We start from the raw sequence: 15,185 nt of genomic DNA, 5'->3' as shown, positions 1-15,185 counted from the left end.
AAATTTTGAAAGAACAAAAGAATCATGGAAGCCGAAGTAATCAATCAGCTCAACAACACCCTGAACGATTTGGAAAAGCGCAGCGAAGACATCCGCGTCTATATGGACTATCAGGGCAAGAAAGACCGATTGGAAGAAGTCGTCGGACTTTCCGAAGACCCCGAACTTTGGAACGACCCGAAACGCGCCCAAGAAATCGGCAAAGAGCGCAAAATCCTCGAAGGCATTGTGCTGACGCTGGACAACATCGCTTCGGGCATCGAAGACAACCGCATGCTGATTGAAATGACCGTCGAAGAAAACGACGAAGAAGGTTTCGCCGCCGTGCAGGAAGATGTGGCGGGACTGGAAAAACAGATGGCGGATTTGGAGTTCAAACGAATGTTCAACCAGCCCGCCGACCCGAACAACTGCTTTATCGACATCACCGCCGGCGCGGGCGGTACGGAAGCGGAAGACTGGGCGGGGATGCTGTTCCGTATGTACAGCCGCTACGCCGAGCGCAAAGGCTTCAAAATCGAAATCCTTGAGGAAGACGACGGCGAAATCGCAGGCATCAACCGCGCGACTATCCGAGTGGAAGGCGAATACGCTTATGGTTTGCTGCGTACCGAAACCGGCGTCCACCGCTTGGTGCGCTATTCGCCGTTTGACTCGAACAACAAACGCCATACCTCGTTTGCCTCCGTGTTCGTTTACCCCGAAATCGACGATTCCATCGAAATCGAAATCAACCCCGCCGATTTGCGTATCGACACCTACCGCGCATCGGGCGCGGGCGGTCAGCACATCAACAAAACCGACTCTGCCGTGCGCATTACCCACGAGCCGACGGGGATTGTGGTGCAATGTCAAAACGACCGTTCGCAACACGCCAATAAAGCCGCCGCGATGGAAATGTTGAAATCCAAACTGTACGAATTGGAAATGCGCAAACGCAACGAAGAGAAACAGGCGTTGGAGGAAGGTAAGTCCGATGTGGGTTGGGGCAGCCAAATCCGTTCGTACGTCTTGGACTCCTCGCGCATCAAAGACTTGCGTACAGGCTACGAAGTCGGCAACACCAAAGCCGTATTGGACGGCGATTTGGATGGCTTCATCGAGGCCAGCCTGAAACAAGGCGTGTAGTTTGAACCGTATGCCGTCTGAAACCTGTACCGTTTCAGACGGCATTTTTGCGTTTCGTGTTATAATCCGCGCCGCACACGGGACGGGCAGACAGTCGCCGCGTATCGCGTAAGGCATACGGGGAGGAAAGTCCGGGCTCCGCAGGGTAGAATGCCGGTTAACGGCCGGGCGCGGTAACGCGACGGAAAGTGGAACAGAAAGCAAAACCGCCGATGGCTGCTTTGGCAGCACAGGTAAGGGTGAAAAGGTGCGGTAAGGGCGCACCGCGCATTTGGTAACAATATGCGGCAGGCCAAACCCCATTCGGAGCAAGACCAAACAGAACGCAATGACGCTGCCCGCCGAGCGTTCGGGTAGGTTGCTTGAGCATACCGGCAACGGTATGCCTAGAGGAATGACTGTCCGAGACAGAACCCGGCTTACCGCCCGTCCGGTGTGCATCCGACACGCAAATGCCGTCTGAAACCTGAAATACGGTTCAGACGGCATTTTTATTTAGGCTGTGTTTTTATAGTGGATTAACAAAAACCGGTACGGCGTTGCCTCGCCTTAGCTCAAAGAGAACGATTCTCTAAGGTGCTGAAGCACCAAGTGAATCGGTTCCGTACTATTTGTACTGTCTGCGGCTTCGTCGCCTTGTCCTGATTTTTGTTAATCCACTATATATTTCGTTGATGCAGCACTCATTTAGTCGGACAAAATGCCTTTTACTTAATAGAACCGTTTTCCGCCAAAGCGGAAATCAGCGGCTTTCCCTTGCAAACAGACGGAATCAGGCAGGTATTCAAATGACAATCGGCAGGTTCCGGCAGGCTGCCGGGGCGGTTATTTCAGGGTGGGCGAAAGCCTGTCCTGTCGGATGGAAACGGTTTGGTTTCATTATGCGGAAAAAATGCCGTCTGAAGGGTTCAGACGGCATAGGTGCATCGGGGCAGGACTTAGTCTGTGCCTTCGAGCATTTTGTTCAATTTTGGGACGAGCAGGAGCAGCAGGAAACCTGTGGCTGCGCCGATGTAGAACAGCAGCCGGTAGAAGCCGATTTCGTCGCCCGCCTGATAGCCTTTTTCAAACAATACGCCGCCCAAAGTGAAGCCTAATGAAAAGGCAAGGAAATTAAGGGCGACCATTTGGGTTTTGAATAAAGGCGGTGCGATTTTGGTGGAGATGGACAGCGCAATCGGGGAAATCATCAGTTCGCCTATCGTGATGGCGAGGACGATCAGTGCGAAAACCGCAATAGGCATCGGCGTGCCGGAGGAAATAAAGGGGACAAACCCCAAAAACGACGCACCGGTAACAAATACCGCCATAGCGAATTTCAGCGGGGTTTTGGGCTGTTTGCGCCCCATTTTTGTCCACATTGCCGCCATAAGTCCGGAAAACAGGATGACCCACAGGCTTTGCATGGAATCTTTCCAGGCGACGGGCACGGTAAACGAACCGATGGTGCGGTTGACGGTTTCGTCGAAATAGACGGTTGCCACGGTGTAAATCTGAAACCAAACCGCCCAAAACATACAGATGGTCAGGAAAAGCGGGATGTAGGCGATGATGTGCCGCTTGTTGTCGGAACTGACGCGGGGGTTGGTCAGCAGGCGGGCGAAATAGGCGATGACGGCAAGGATGACGGTAGATAAGAGGATGCCGGAGAAATTGTCGAGGTTGACAAGCCCGGTTTTGATGGCGGTTGCAAGTGCGGCGATGAGGGCGATGCCGACGGCGGCCGCAGTTTTGCCCTGTCCTTTTGAAAGCGGATGGGGGACGGTGGGGTGGGGCAGATTTTTACGTCCCAAGGAATAACGCCACAAGCCGAATGCCATACCGACCGCCGCCGCGCCGAAACCATAATGGAAACCGATGTTTTCTTGAAGCAGGCCGGTCAGCAGCGGGCCTAGGAAGCCGCCGATATTGATGGCGATGTAGAAAATGGAAAATCCCGCATCGCGCAGCGGGCGCATTTCGTCCTGTTCGTATAATGCGCCCACCATAGAACTGGCCGTGGATTTCACGCCGCCGCTGCCCAATGCGATGAATATCAGCCCGATTAAAAGGCCGTACAGGCCCGGTGCTATGGCAAGGACGATGTGTCCGAGCATCACGACGATGCCCGAGAGGAAGAGGGTTTTTTCCGCACCCCATACGCGGTCGGCAAACCACGCGCCCAAAATGGTGGACAGGTACACGCTGCCGCTGTATGCGCCGACAATGCCGCCTGCGAGGGTTTTGTCTATGCCCAAGCCGCCTTTGTCGGCGGTGTAGTAGAGGTAAATCAGCAGGATGCCCTGCATTCCGTAAAATGAAAAACGTTCCCACAATTCGATATGGAAGAGGGTGGAAAGCTGGAAGGGGTGGCCGAAGAATGTTTTTTCTCCGGTGCGGGCGGGATGCCGGGACATAAAGGTTCTCCTAAAAGATTTTCTCTCAATGCCGTCTGAAACGGATGCGGACGGCGGCGGTGTTTTTTGTATGAAAATCGGTTTTTAACCGATATTTTCATTCTTTGTCAAATGATGCGCTACCGTTTTTGCGGACGGATGTTTTATATTTGTTTAAATTCAACGGATTGTATTTTAGAGGATGTGTTCCGATACGGCGCGGGTAAAGCCTTTTCAGTCAAGCGGCTTATCCGATAGGGCGGTTTTTACTTAGATGGAAAATCACTTCCTTATATATCCGCCACGCCGAAGGGCGCATTATAGTGGATTAACAAAAACCGGTACGGCGTTGCCTCGCCTTAGCTCAAAGAGAACGATTCTCTAAGGTGCTGAAGCACCAAGTGAATCGGTTCCGTACTATTTGTACTGTCTGCGGCTTCGTCGCCTTATCCTGATTTTTGTTAATTCACTATATCGATTCCGTTCCCTTGCAGGCGGACGGCGGAAAAGCAGGTTTTCAAATGTCCGGTTTGGCGGCGCGCCTTTCAGACGGCATGGCGGCGGACAGTGCCGCGCCGTCTGAAAACCGTTTATTTCCCTTTGCCGTTTCCGGCGGAGTCTTTTTTGTCCGAACCGAATAGGCGGTCGAAACGTATGGTGTATGTCAGCTCGCCGCCCGATGAAAGGCTGCCGATACGGGCAACCGCCTGTATGGCGCGGGTCAGCCGGTAAATCAGTTTGACGGACTGTTCCGCGCTGGAGATGCCGTATTCGTAGCCGATGTAGAGTTTGCCGGTCAGTTGTTTGCCGACGGTCAGCACCTGTTCGGCGGGGTTGAGTTCGCCGGTTTGCGCGTTGCGGCTGCGCTTGCTGGTAAAGCCCAAATCATCCACCAGCCCGATGCGGTCGTTGATTTGCCCGGCAAGCAGCGCGCCTGCGGCTGCGGACAGGGCGGCATTGTCGCCGCTGCTGCCGCTGCCGGCGCGGTTGAGGATGAGCCAGGAGAGCTTGTCTTTTTCACTCATCGGTTCGTTTGCCGTCAGCGTAATGCGCGGGCTGTTGAGGCTGCCCAATATTTCCACGCCCGCACCGACGGGGGAAAGGCGGCGTTCGGCGCGGATGTTGAGGTTGGGGTCGTTGAGCGGGCCGACAAAGGAGACCGTGCCTTTGGTAATGTCCAAATCCTGCCCGTATGCCTTGTAACGCCCTTTGATGACGCGGACCGTGCCCACGCCCCGCACGTTTCCGCCCGGTTGGGCGGTCAGGGTCAGTTTGCCGCCTATGGTAACGTCCGCGCCGTAGCCGGCGAAGCGGATGCTGTCATTGAGGTCTAAAATCAGGTTCATATTGACGGGGAGCGGTGCCGCCGCCTCTTTTTTGACTTCGCCCAATACGACGACATCGTCGCCGACGGACGGCATCGAGGATTTTTGCGAACCGAACAGCCCCTGATCCGTTTTAATCATCCCGGTAACGGATATGCCTTTTTGCGGCGAATAGCGCAGGCGGGTGTTGCCGGAAACCGTCAGGCGGCGGTTGGGGCGGGACAGGATGCGGTATTTGTCGAACACCGCGCCGATATCGACATCGGGTCCGCTGTTTTCCATACCGACCGTGCCGGAGAGTTCCGCCGTTCCTTCGTGCCGGAATTTCAGGCTGTCGATTACCCATTTCCTGCCTGCGATATGCGAACGCAGCGAACCGTTGTCCAAGATGATGCCTTGGGTTTGGTTGCGGTAATAGAGCTTGTCGCCGTTGATGCTGCCGCCCAAGTGCGGGTCGGCGATGCTGCCGCCGAGGGTTACGGCGGCATTCAGGCTGCCTTTGACGGTTTGTCCGACGGGCAGGAAGTTGCGGAATGCTTCGGCATCGGCAACGGTCAGATTGAGCCTGCCGCCCAAAGGCGCGGTATCGAAGGAGCGGCTTTGCCCGACGGTGATGTTGCCGTTGATTTTCCCATAGTTGCTGCTGCCGTTGACGGCGGCATTGACGGACGGAGAGCCTATCCGTCCGCCGATTTGCGCGGCGGCATTCAGGCTGCCGGTAATGTTTTGCGCGGCGGCGGGCAGAAAGGGCTTCAATGCGCCCAAGTCGGGAAGGGAGGCGGTAATCCTGCCGCCAAGCGGTGCATTTGCCATATTGCCGCCGAAGGCGTTGCCGATGCCCAAATCGGCGTTAATCCGTCCGAAACGCGCACCGCCGTCAAGCAGGATTCCGATGCGGTCGTTTTGAAAGCGCGTTTTCAGGGAAAATGCGTTCAAACCCAAAGCCTGCCCGCCGGGCAATACGGCATCGCCGCTTTGCCGGCTGATATTGAGGTAGCCGCGCGCGTTGCGCCCGTAGGCGACATCCCAGTCGCCGTTTAAAACCAGATTGTGTTCGACGGGCGGTTTGAAGAAATTGTGCAACTCGGCGATATGCAGGCCGCGTGCGCCGCCTTTTGCCGATATGCCGGTTTTTTTATCCCAAGAAAAGTGTTGCAGGTTGAGGCTGCCGCCCATAGCCTGCCAATTTGCCGCACTTGCCGCCACGCGTTCCGCACCGGCTTCGAGCGTCATACGGTTTTGCAGCTTGAGGTTGAACGCGCCGCCGATGTCGAGGATGCCGATGCTGCCTTTCCATCGGGTAAGTTCTCTGTTGATACCGCCTGAAGCGTCCAAGTCAAATTTGAACGGTTTGCCGTCCAAGGTCATGGCGGCATGCGTACGGATACGGTGTTGCGCGCCCGTGCCGTCCAGTGTCAGGTAGGCGGTATCGACAACCGTCGCCCCGCCCGACAGCGAAAGGCGGCTGCCTTTGATGTCGGCGCGTATCGGGCGGCTTGTGTCGGGTGAACCTTTGAGCGTGAAATCGAGCGAACGGATGTCTGCCGCCTTGCCGATGTGTAAGTTGCGCGCCGTTCCGGAAAGGTCGGTTTCAAAGGTTCGGATGTCGCCGTCCAAATCGCCGGAAAGATGGCCGTGTATGTTTAACAAGCCTTCCAGTCCGAAACCGAAGCGGGATAAATCGGGGGCGGTGATATTGAGGTTGAGCCGGTCGCCTTTTTTACCAAAGCTGCCGTCTGTTTTGATGATGTTCTGTCCCAGCCGCAAATCGACGGCGGCGCGCGGAAGGTGGCGGGATTCGTAAATAATGTCGGCATGACCGTTAAGCGGTACGCCGTTGAGTATACTGGGGGAAAACCGCATTTTGCTCGCAAACTGCTCTTTTGCCAGTTCGCCGGCAAGGTTTATTGAGCCGTTGATATTGCCTGCCGGAAGTTGCGGATTGATGCGCGAAGGGTCGAATGCGCGGGAACGGATGTCCAGCTTGAGCAGGCGGTCTTTAAACAGCTCGAGATAGCCTTGCGCGGTCAGGCTGCCTTGCCCGGCGGCGATGTTGACGGTGTCGAGCACCAGTTTCCGCTGTCCGTTTGCGGGGTCGCTTGCAATAGCGAGGCTGCCGTCCGTGCGCGCCGTGCCGATGCCGAGTTGCCAAGAGATTTTGGGCGAGGCGGTCGTACCGCCGATGCCGATGCTGCCGTCCAACCTGCCTTTGAACGCGGTTTGCAGTACGTCTTCCGCGCCGACGGAGTTGATGCCTATATTTAAATCGAGGATGTCTTTTTCGGTGTCGATTTTGCCCGACAGCCTGATGCCGCCCCGTCCGAGCAGGGCGGCGGACGTATTGCCGATATGCACCGTGCCGTCCTGCCGGATGACAAAGCCGCCCAAAACCTGACGGACGGGGATGCCGTTGCGGTCGGCAAAGCCGGCTTTGGTGTTTTCCAAATCGAGCGAGCCTTCCAGCGCGATGCCGTCTGAAAACGACGGGATGGCGGTCAGGTCGAAATTCAGCCCGGCATCGGGCAGGGAAGGCACGAAGGCGGCCGGATTGATGTTGAACCCTTTGACCAGCACTTCTTCCAATGTTTTATCCAATGATTCGGCAAACGGGTGGATGACGGATTTTCCCGAGAGGCGGATATTGCCGCCGTCGATCGTCAGTTCGGCGCGCACATCCTTCAGGCTGCCGCTCAGCCGAGCCGTACTGTGTATGGTTTCGCCTTTGAGTCCGCCTTTGGTGTAAATGGCGGTATCGAGGGCAAACGGTTTTTTCAAGCCGACCGAGGCTGACCCCGACGAACTGCTCCACGGCGTGTCGGCGGTCTTCAGGTCGAGGCGGTGTCCTTTGCGGTCGTAACGGTATGCCGCGTTGAGGCGTTCGAGATAGACGGTTTGTTTGTCAAAGGCTTTGCCTGCGCTGATTTTGCCCGTCTCGAAGCGGTCGAGATAGACGGCGGCAGGCAGGTCTATGCTGTCGGGAAGGCTGAGCGGAGGGCGTTCTTCTTTAGGCGGAGTCGGTTTGGTAACGATGGCGATGTCGCCGGCGGAAATTTCGGTGATGTGCAGGCTGCGGCGCATCAGTTCGGACGGTTTCCACGCGAAGCGGAAGCGGCTGATTTTAAGGTCTGCCCCCTCGGTTTCTATCGACCAGTTGTCGCCGTCGAAGCCGTCGAGCAGCGTGCCTTTGAGGTTTTGGGAGGAAATGTTTACGCCGAACCAGGACGGGATTTGGTACAGCCCGAAGCGCAAACCCGCTTCCGTGCCGGCGAGCCAGCCGAGGAAACATACTGCCAAAATCAGGACAGACAGCAGTGCCGCCGACAGCTTCAGCAGCGGGCGGCGTTTTTTTGCCGGCGGGGCAGGGCGGTGTTCAGACGGCATTTTGCGCGTGCCGTTTTCGGTCGGATCGGTATCTGTCGGTGCGGTATCGGTCATAATGTCTGTTTCAAAATAGTTTGCTGCAATGCCGTCTGAAGCGGCCGTATCGGTTTAGAAACGCGTTCCCAGGCTGATGTGCCAGCGGATTTTCTTATCGCTGTGCCCGTAGGCGATGTCGAAGGAAAACGGCGCGAGCGGGCTGAACCAGCGCACGCCCAGTCCCGAACCGTGTTTCAGCTTCATACGTTTGAAATTAGCGGCGGCATCGCCCATATCGTGGAACACCGCGCCGGACAGGGTGCGCGTAAACGGCAGTTGGTATTCCAGGCTGCCCACCAAGAGGGCGCGTTCGGGCAGGACCGATCCGTTCGGGCCGGCAAGTCCGATGCTGTCGAGTTCGTAACCGCGCACGGAAGACGCGCCGCCGCTGCGGAACATCAGCCCCGAAGGAACGTCGGCATTGTCGCGGGCAACGGTGTAACCCGCTTGTCCGCGTATGATGAACGTGCCGAGTTTTTTGTTTTCGGGCGTGAAGAAATAACCTGCGCGGGCAGAGGTGCGGATCAGCGCGGTGGAGGACAGGAATGTGCCCAAAGTCGTACCGATTTTGCCGTCGAGGTAATGGCCGTTTTCGGGATGCAGCACGTTGTTGAGCAGCTGGCGTTTCCAAGAGGCGGTCAGCATCGTGGCGTGGCTGTTGCCCAAATCGACATCCGAGCCGGGGATTTTCCGGCCTTCTGCGAGAAACTCCGCCCCCAGCCGGGCATCAATGCCCGCGCGGTCGCGCACATACCAGACGCCGCCGGAGAAGGCGCGTTTTTCGAGGTTTTGGGTGGTCGAACGGTTGTAGGAGACGTTGCTTGTCCAGTAGTTGCCCCGGTAGTTGCGCGGCTGGCTGATGCCGGCGGCAAGCGTGGTTTCGTATTTGTCCATATCCCAGACGACCGAACCGATATAGCCTTTGTTGAAGAGGTTGTAATAGTCGTAGGCGATTTTGCCGCCCAAACCGTATTCCGAATCGAGGCGGATGCCGGTTTCGAGTTTGTGGCGTTTGACCTCGGTTACGCTGACTTTGACGGGGACGCGGTCGCCTTGGAGGCGGTCGAAGTCGGCTTGTACGGACGCGCCGGAATAATGCCCGTTTTGTTCGAGCGCCTGTTGGAAGTCGAGCAGCAGGTCGAGGTCGTAGGGCGTGCCCGGTTGGAAGCGCGCCAGGCCGGAGACGATTTGTTCGGGGTAACGCTGTGTGCCGGTAATTTCAAAGTCGCCGAAGGCGATGGGGCGGCCGCTGTCCACGACGACGTTCAAATCGGCGGTGGCGGTATCGGGGTTGACGGCCGCCCGGGTGTTGCCGAGCTTGGCAAGTGGGTAGGCTTTGCGCGTTACCGCGCCGAGGACGGAAGTTTTGCTGTTTTCCCAACTGTCCTGATCGAAATCGCTGCCTACCGGCTGCTGCCAGTTTTCCAGCGCGTTGCGGTAGTATTCGGCGAGGTTGCCGTCTGAAAGGATGTCGCCGAGGATGGCGACGCCGACGTTGGCGATTTTGGTGCGCGGGCCCGGTGTGATGTGCACCGTATAAGCTCCGTCTTTTTCCGTCAGGCTGACTTTGCTGCTGAAATAGCCTTTGCTGCGGAGCATGGTTTTGACGTTGTCCGGTGCTTCTTCGGCAAGGAAGCCTGTTTGTTCTTTGTCCAACACTTCTTCCTGCTGCTGCGTGATGAGCGGCAGGTGTTCTTCGACCATATCTTTAATTTCACTGTCCTGTGTGTCGATGAGGACGGGGAATTTGGGTTTTAATTTGACTGATTCGGTGTCGGGGCTTTTGTTTTTGAACAATGCGAAACCCGCCGCCTTGTTTTCGGAAAGGTCGGCGGCAGGCGCGTATGCGTGCGGAAAGAAAAATAAAGCCGGCAGGAGCAGGGCGGTCGGTTTGATCATCATGGTACGGGTGTCGGGTATCGGTGTGGCGGCTTTCGATTTTAACACTGTTCGGACGGGGCGGGACGCTTCAGACGGCATACCGCCGCCGGTATTTCGGAGGTTGCGGCCCGCCTGGAATGTATCTGCTTGTTTTAGGGGATTTTGCTTCCAATCCGTATGCGGGCAGGCTGCGTTTCGGAGTGGTGTCGAAAAATAGGCGGAATCGAATAAATTTATTTCTGTTCAATAAATTAAACCATCACGCCGAATGATAAAACAACGCCTGTCCGGCACTGCATAGGGCAAATCAACGCACCTTAAAACACAGCCGAAAAATAAAAAAACACAGAGAATGAGTTTTCTTTTAAAATACAACATTTTTTAACATATCACAACATAAGGAAGAATTATGGCGTTCGGCAAATCCTTATTTCATGCGATCGGCCGCGTCAGCCTGGTCAGGCAGATTGCCGCCGGTTTGGCGTTGGGCATCGTAATCGGTTCGGTTTCCCCGCAACTGGGCTTGGCGGCAGGCTTGTTCGGCAGCCTGTTTGTCGGCGCGCTCAAAGCGGTCGCGCCGGTTTTGGTATTTATCTTGGTGGCGGCCACAATCGCACAGCACCAAAAAGGCAACAAGGCGCATATCAGGCCGATTATCGTCCTTTACCTTATCGGCACGTTTTCCGCAGCCCTGACCGCCGTCATCGCCGGTATGGTTTTCCCGACGCACATTGTTTTGGCGGGCGCGGGCGATGTGTCCGCCGCGCCGCCTTCCGGCATTGTGGAAGTATTGAAATCGCTGCTGATGAACCTGGTCGCCAACCCGATTAACGCGATTGCCAATGCCAACTATATCGGCATTTTGGCTTGGGCTTTGGTTTTGGGCGCGGCGTTGCGGAATCACGGTTCGGACGTTACGCGGCAGGTCGTTGCCGATTTGGCGGAAGCGGTTTCCACCGTCGTGAAATGGATTATCCGTTTTGCCCCTTTGGGCATTTTCGGGCTGGTGTCGTCCACAATCGCGGAGACGGGTTTCGGCGCGCTGGCGGGTTATGCGAAGCTGCTTGCAGTGCTGTTGGGCTGTATGGCGTTTATCGCGCTGGCGGTCAATCCCGCCATCGTGTGGTGGAAAATCCGCCGCAACCCTTATCCGCTGGTGTTTACCTGCCTGCGCGAAAGCGGCGTGTATGCCTTCTTTACCCGTTCTTCCGCCGCCAATATCCCCGTGAATATGGCTTTGGCGAAAAAACTGGGGCTGCACGAAGACACTTATTCGATTTCCATCCCGTTGGGGGCGACCGTCAATATGGGCGGTGCGGCGATTACGATTACCGTTTTGGCTATGGCGGCGGCGTACACCCAAGGCATACAGGTTGATTTTGCCACCGCGCTGCTGTTGAGCCTGGTGGCGACGGTCAGCGCGTGCGGCGCGTCCGGAGTGGCGGGCGGTTCGCTGCTGCTGATTCCGTTGGCGTGCAGCCTGTTCGGCATCAGCAACGATGTCGCCATGCAGGTGGTCGCCGTCGGCTTTATCATCGGCGTGATTCAGGATTCGGCGGAAACGGCGTTGAATTCTTCAACCGACGTTTTGTTTACCGCTGCCGCCGATTTGGGCCGACAGAGAAACCGGGCGGAATAAACCAAGCTATGCCGTCTGAAGCCCGTTTGGCGTTCAGACGGCATATTTTTACAATTTTATGGGCATATGGCGGAAACAATACCGGCTGCCTTGAATATGAAGGAGATGATGATGTTTAAACGCAGTGTGATTGCAATGGCTTGTATTGTTGCCCTTTCAGCCTGTGGGGGCGGCGGTGGCGGATCGCCCGATGTTAAGTCGGCGGACACGCCGTCAAAACCGGCCGCTCCTGTTGTTGCTGAAAAAGAGACAGAGGTAAAAGAAGATGCGCCACAGGCAGGTTCTCAAGGACAGGGCGCGCCATCCACACAAGGCAGCCAAGATATGGCGGCAGTTTCGGCAGAAAATACAGGCAATGGCGGTGCGGCAACAACGGACAAACCCAAAAATGAAGACGAGGGACCGCAAAATGATATGCCGCAAAATGCCGCCGAATCCGCAAATCAAACAGGGAACAACCAATCCGCCGGTTCTTCAGATTCCGCCCCCGCGTCAAACCCTGCACCTGCGAATGGCGGTGGCGATTTTGGAAGGACGAACGTGGGCAATTCTGTTGTGATTGACGGGCCGTCGCAAAATATAACGTTGACCCACTGTAAAGGCGATTCTTGTAGTGGCAATAATTTCTTGGATGAAGAAGTACAGCTAAAATCAGAATTTGAAAAATTAAGTGATGCAGACAAAATAAGTAATTACAAGAAAGATGGGAAGAATGACGGGAAGAATGATAAATTTGTCGGTTTGTTTGCCGATAGGGTAAAAAAGGATGGAATTAACAAATATATCATCTTTTATACGGACAACCCCCCCACTCGTTCTGCACGGTCGAGACGGTTGAGGAGGTCGCTTCCGGCAGAGATGCCGCTGATTCCCGTCAATCAGGCGGATACGCTGATTGTCGATGGGGAAGCGGTCAGCCTGACAGGGCATTCCGGCAATATCTTCGCGCCCGAAGGGAATTACCGGTATCTGACTTACGGGGCGGAAAAATTGTCCGGCGGATCGTATGCCCTCCGTGTGCAAGGCGAACTGGCAAAAGGCGAAATGCTTGCTGGCACGGCCGTGTACAACGGCGAAGTGCTGCATTTTCATACGGAAAACGGCCGTCCGTACCCGTCCGGAGGCAGGTTTGCCGCAAAAGTCGATTTCGGCAGCAAATCTGTGGACGGCATTATCGACAGCGGCGATGATTTGCATATGGGTACGCAAAAATTCAAAGCCGTTATCGATGGAAACGGCTTTAAGGGGACTTGGACGGAAAATGGCGGCGGGGATGTTTCCGGAAGGTTTTACGGCCCGGCCGGCGAGGAAGTGGCGGGGAAATACAGCTATCGCCCGACAGATGCGGAAAAGGGCGGATTCGGCGTGTTTGCCGGCAAAAAAGAGCAGGATTGATGCTGATGCCGCCTGAAGCGGGGGCGTTCAGACGGCATTGTGATGTTTGGGGTGGGGTCCGGTTCAAGTCCGCATCAGTTGATAAACCCGTCGTCTTTCATTTTCTTTTCGGAAAAATACTGGCCGAATACCAGCAGGGCGGCGAGGATGATGACAAACAGCCCCGCCATAGTCAGAGTGATTTTGAAGAACAATTCCGCTTCGAGAAAAGAAAACCAAAGTTGCACAATCAGCAGCAGCACCCAGCCGGCAAACAGTCCGAGACAGGCATAAACGCCGAGCTTAAACACGGTCCCGCTCCAAAATGACGACGTAGGCCTCGCGTTTGAAAAACAGCAGCATACGGCGCAAATCTTTTTCCATCGTTACGACCCGCCAGCCTTCGGGGGTTTGTTTGTTGAGGAACGCGCTGAAATTGACGGGGTTGACCTTTGCCGCGCCGAAAAACAGGCTGGACAACAGGCTTTCCTGATAAATGATGACTTTGTATTCTTTCATAGGATTCCTTTTAACATAAGGGATCATCTTTTCAGACGACCCCTTAAGTTGCTAATGATGCAAAACAGCAAACCTTATTTCTTATTGCCCAACTGCGGCAATACCGAGCCTTCGCCCAATGCCAATAAACCGCTTTGCGAGTAGATGCCCAGTTTGGCGCGGGTGTCGGTGATGTCAAGGTTGCGCATCGTGAGCTGTCCGATGCGGTCGAGCGGAGTGAACGCAGCGTCTTCGACTTTTTCCATACTCAGGCGTTCAGGTTGGTAGGTCAGGTTGGGCGATTCGGTGTTCAGAATCGAGTAGTCGTTGCCACGCCGCAGTTCGAGGGTAACTTCGCCGGTAACGGCTTTGGCGACCCAGCGTTGGGCGGTTTCGCGCAACATCAAGGCTTGGCTGTCGAACCAGCGGCCTTGGTAGAGCAGGCGGCCGAGGCGCAGGCCGTTGATGCGGTATTGTTCGATGGTGTCTTCGTTGTGGATGCCGGTTACCAAGCGTTCGTAGGCGATGTGGAACAACGCCATGCCCGGGGCTTCGTAGATGCCGCGCGATTTGGCTTCGATGATGCGGTTTTCGATTTGGTCGCTCATACCTAAGCCGTGGCGGCCGCCGATGCGGTTGGCTTCGAGGAAGAGTTCGACGGGGTCGGTGTATTCTTTGCCGTTCAATGCAACCGGCACGCCTTCTTCAAAGCGCACGCTGACTTCTTCGGGTTTGATTTCGACGTTTTCGTCCCAAAAGGCAACGCCCATAATGGGTTTGACGATTTTGATGCCCGAGTTCAAAAATTCCAAGTCTTTGGCTTCGTGGGTGGCACCCAACATATTGGAATCGGTGGAGTAGGCTTTTTCCACCGACATTTTGTAGTTGAAGCCGTTGGCAATCAGAAATTCGCTCATTTCGTGGCGGCCGCCGAGTTCGTCGATAAATTGCTGGTCGAGCCAGGGTTTGTAGATTTTCAGCGCGGGATTGGTGAGCAAACCGTAGCGGTAGAAACGCTCGATGTCGTTGCCTTTGTAGGTGCTGCCGTCGCCCCAGATATTCACATCGTCTTCTTTCATTGCGGAAACAAGCATCGTGCCGGTTACGGCGCGGCCCAGAGGCGTGGTGTTGAAATAGGCGATGCCGCCGGTGGAAACGTGGAACGCGCCGCATTGGATGGCGGCGATACCTTCGTGTGCCAACTGCGCGCGGCAGTCGATTAAGCGGGCGTTTTCCGCACCGTATTCCATCGCTTTTTTGGGAATGGCATTGTAGTCGTCTTCGTCGGGCTGGCCGAGGTTAGCGGTGTAGGCATAAGGCAGCGCGCCTTTGAGTTTCATCCACAACAGCGCGGCAGAGGTATCAAGACCGCCGGAGAAGGCGATGCCGACTTTTTGACCGACGGGGAGGTGTTGCAGGATAGTATTGTTTTGACTCATGTGGAATCCTTCGGACTAAAAATAAAAGCAGAACGAGGCAAACCGCTCTGCACATGATTTGAACTTATTATCTTATAAATAGATGAGATAATCTAGTTTGATGCCGCCT

The 15,185-nt window shown here is 55.5% G+C and carries 10 protein-coding genes and 1 other RNA gene; 4 read left to right on the top strand and 7 right to left on the bottom strand.

Annotation, left to right across the window (positions count from 1 at the left end):
• Positions 1-24: 24 nt before the first annotated feature.
• Positions 25-1,128 (top strand): peptide chain release factor 2, encoded by a 1,104-nt coding sequence (gene prfB, locus RDY34_RS03685; protein WP_002227769.1) that lies wholly within the window; start codon positions 25-27, stop codon positions 1,126-1,128.
• Positions 1,129-1,206: 78 nt separating this feature from the next.
• Positions 1,207-1,566: RNase P RNA component class A (gene rnpB / locus RDY34_RS03680), an RNA gene on the top strand.
• Between the two features lie 346 nt (positions 1,567-1,912).
• Here the strand turns inward: rnpB and RDY34_RS03675 are convergent.
• The 4 genes from RDY34_RS03675 to RDY34_RS03660 form a co-directional block, all read right to left on the bottom strand.
• On the bottom strand, positions 1,913-2,047 hold the full coding sequence (locus RDY34_RS03675; RefSeq protein ID WP_301005453.1) for a hypothetical protein: 135 nt from the start codon (positions 2,045-2,047) through the stop codon (positions 1,913-1,915).
• A gap of 19 nt (positions 2,048-2,066) precedes the next feature.
• Positions 2,067-3,524, bottom strand: a complete 1,458-nt coding sequence (locus tag RDY34_RS03670) for an MFS transporter (RefSeq protein ID WP_308184467.1) — start codon at positions 3,522-3,524, stop codon at positions 2,067-2,069.
• 569 nt (positions 3,525-4,093) lie between these two features.
• On the bottom strand, positions 4,094-8,263 hold the full coding sequence (locus tag RDY34_RS03665) for a translocation/assembly module TamB domain-containing protein (RefSeq protein ID WP_308074452.1): 4,170 nt from the start codon (positions 8,261-8,263) through the stop codon (positions 4,094-4,096).
• A gap of 54 nt (positions 8,264-8,317) precedes the next feature.
• Positions 8,318-10,147, bottom strand: a complete 1,830-nt coding sequence (locus RDY34_RS03660; protein WP_308073398.1) for an autotransporter assembly complex protein TamA — start codon at positions 10,145-10,147, stop codon at positions 8,318-8,320.
• Between the two features lie 388 nt (positions 10,148-10,535).
• Between RDY34_RS03660 and sstT the strand changes: the two genes are divergently transcribed.
• Entirely contained in the window at positions 10,536-11,765 is a 1,230-nt protein-coding gene (gene sstT / locus RDY34_RS03655; protein WP_101119133.1) for a serine/threonine transporter SstT, read from the top strand.
• A 111-nt stretch (positions 11,766-11,876) separates the two neighbouring features.
• Positions 11,877-13,160, top strand: a complete 1,284-nt coding sequence (locus RDY34_RS03650) for a transferrin-binding protein-like solute binding protein (protein ID WP_308074451.1) — start codon at positions 11,877-11,879, stop codon at positions 13,158-13,160.
• Between the two features lie 74 nt (positions 13,161-13,234).
• Here RDY34_RS03650 and RDY34_RS03645 read toward each other — a convergent pair whose 3' ends face one another.
• The 3 genes from RDY34_RS03645 to argG all read right to left on the bottom strand — a co-directional run bounded on the left by RDY34_RS03645 (position 13,235) and on the right by argG (position 15,076).
• A complete protein-coding gene (locus RDY34_RS03645) occupies positions 13,235-13,450 on the bottom strand; it encodes a hypothetical protein (protein WP_002215129.1) in 216 nt (71 codons plus the stop codon).
• Complete coding sequence (locus RDY34_RS03640) at positions 13,443-13,658, bottom strand: DUF4177 domain-containing protein (RefSeq protein WP_002242091.1); 216 nt, start codon at positions 13,656-13,658, stop codon at positions 13,443-13,445. The genes RDY34_RS03645 and RDY34_RS03640 overlap by 8 nt, the downstream gene beginning before the upstream one ends.
• Before the next feature lie 74 nt (positions 13,659-13,732).
• A complete protein-coding gene (gene argG, locus RDY34_RS03635) occupies positions 13,733-15,076 on the bottom strand; it encodes an argininosuccinate synthase (protein ID WP_308073360.1) in 1,344 nt (447 codons plus the stop codon).
• Positions 15,077-15,185: the final 109 nt, after the last annotated feature.

The organism is Neisseria polysaccharea, from assembly GCF_963392925.1.
In the GTDB taxonomy this organism is placed as follows: domain Bacteria; phylum Pseudomonadota; class Gammaproteobacteria; order Burkholderiales; family Neisseriaceae; genus Neisseria; species Neisseria polysaccharea.
The sequence above is the reverse complement of the archived record's forward strand: the minus strand, read 5'-3'. Positions and strand labels throughout refer to the sequence as shown.

Coding starts and splice junctions, on each gene's coding strand:
- prfB (WP_002227769.1), top strand. CDS start 25: ATGGAAGCCGAAGTAATCAATCAGCTCAACAACACCCTGAACGATTTG.
- RDY34_RS03675 (WP_301005453.1), bottom strand. CDS start 2,047: ATGCCGTCTGAACCCTTCAGACGGCATTTTTTCCGCATAATGAAACCA.
- RDY34_RS03670 (WP_308184467.1), bottom strand. CDS start 3,524: ATGTCCCGGCATCCCGCCCGCACCGGAGAAAAAACATTCTTCGGCCAC.
- RDY34_RS03665 (WP_308074452.1), bottom strand. CDS start 8,263: ATGACCGATACCGCACCGACAGATACCGATCCGACCGAAAACGGCACG.
- RDY34_RS03660 (WP_308073398.1), bottom strand. CDS start 10,147: ATGATGATCAAACCGACCGCCCTGCTCCTGCCGGCTTTATTTTTCTTT.
- sstT (WP_101119133.1), top strand. CDS start 10,536: ATGGCGTTCGGCAAATCCTTATTTCATGCGATCGGCCGCGTCAGCCTG.
- RDY34_RS03650 (WP_308074451.1), top strand. CDS start 11,877: ATGTTTAAACGCAGTGTGATTGCAATGGCTTGTATTGTTGCCCTTTCA.
- RDY34_RS03640 (WP_002242091.1), bottom strand. CDS start 13,658: ATGAAAGAATACAAAGTCATCATTTATCAGGAAAGCCTGTTGTCCAGC.
- argG (WP_308073360.1), bottom strand. CDS start 15,076: ATGAGTCAAAACAATACTATCCTGCAACACCTCCCCGTCGGTCAAAAA.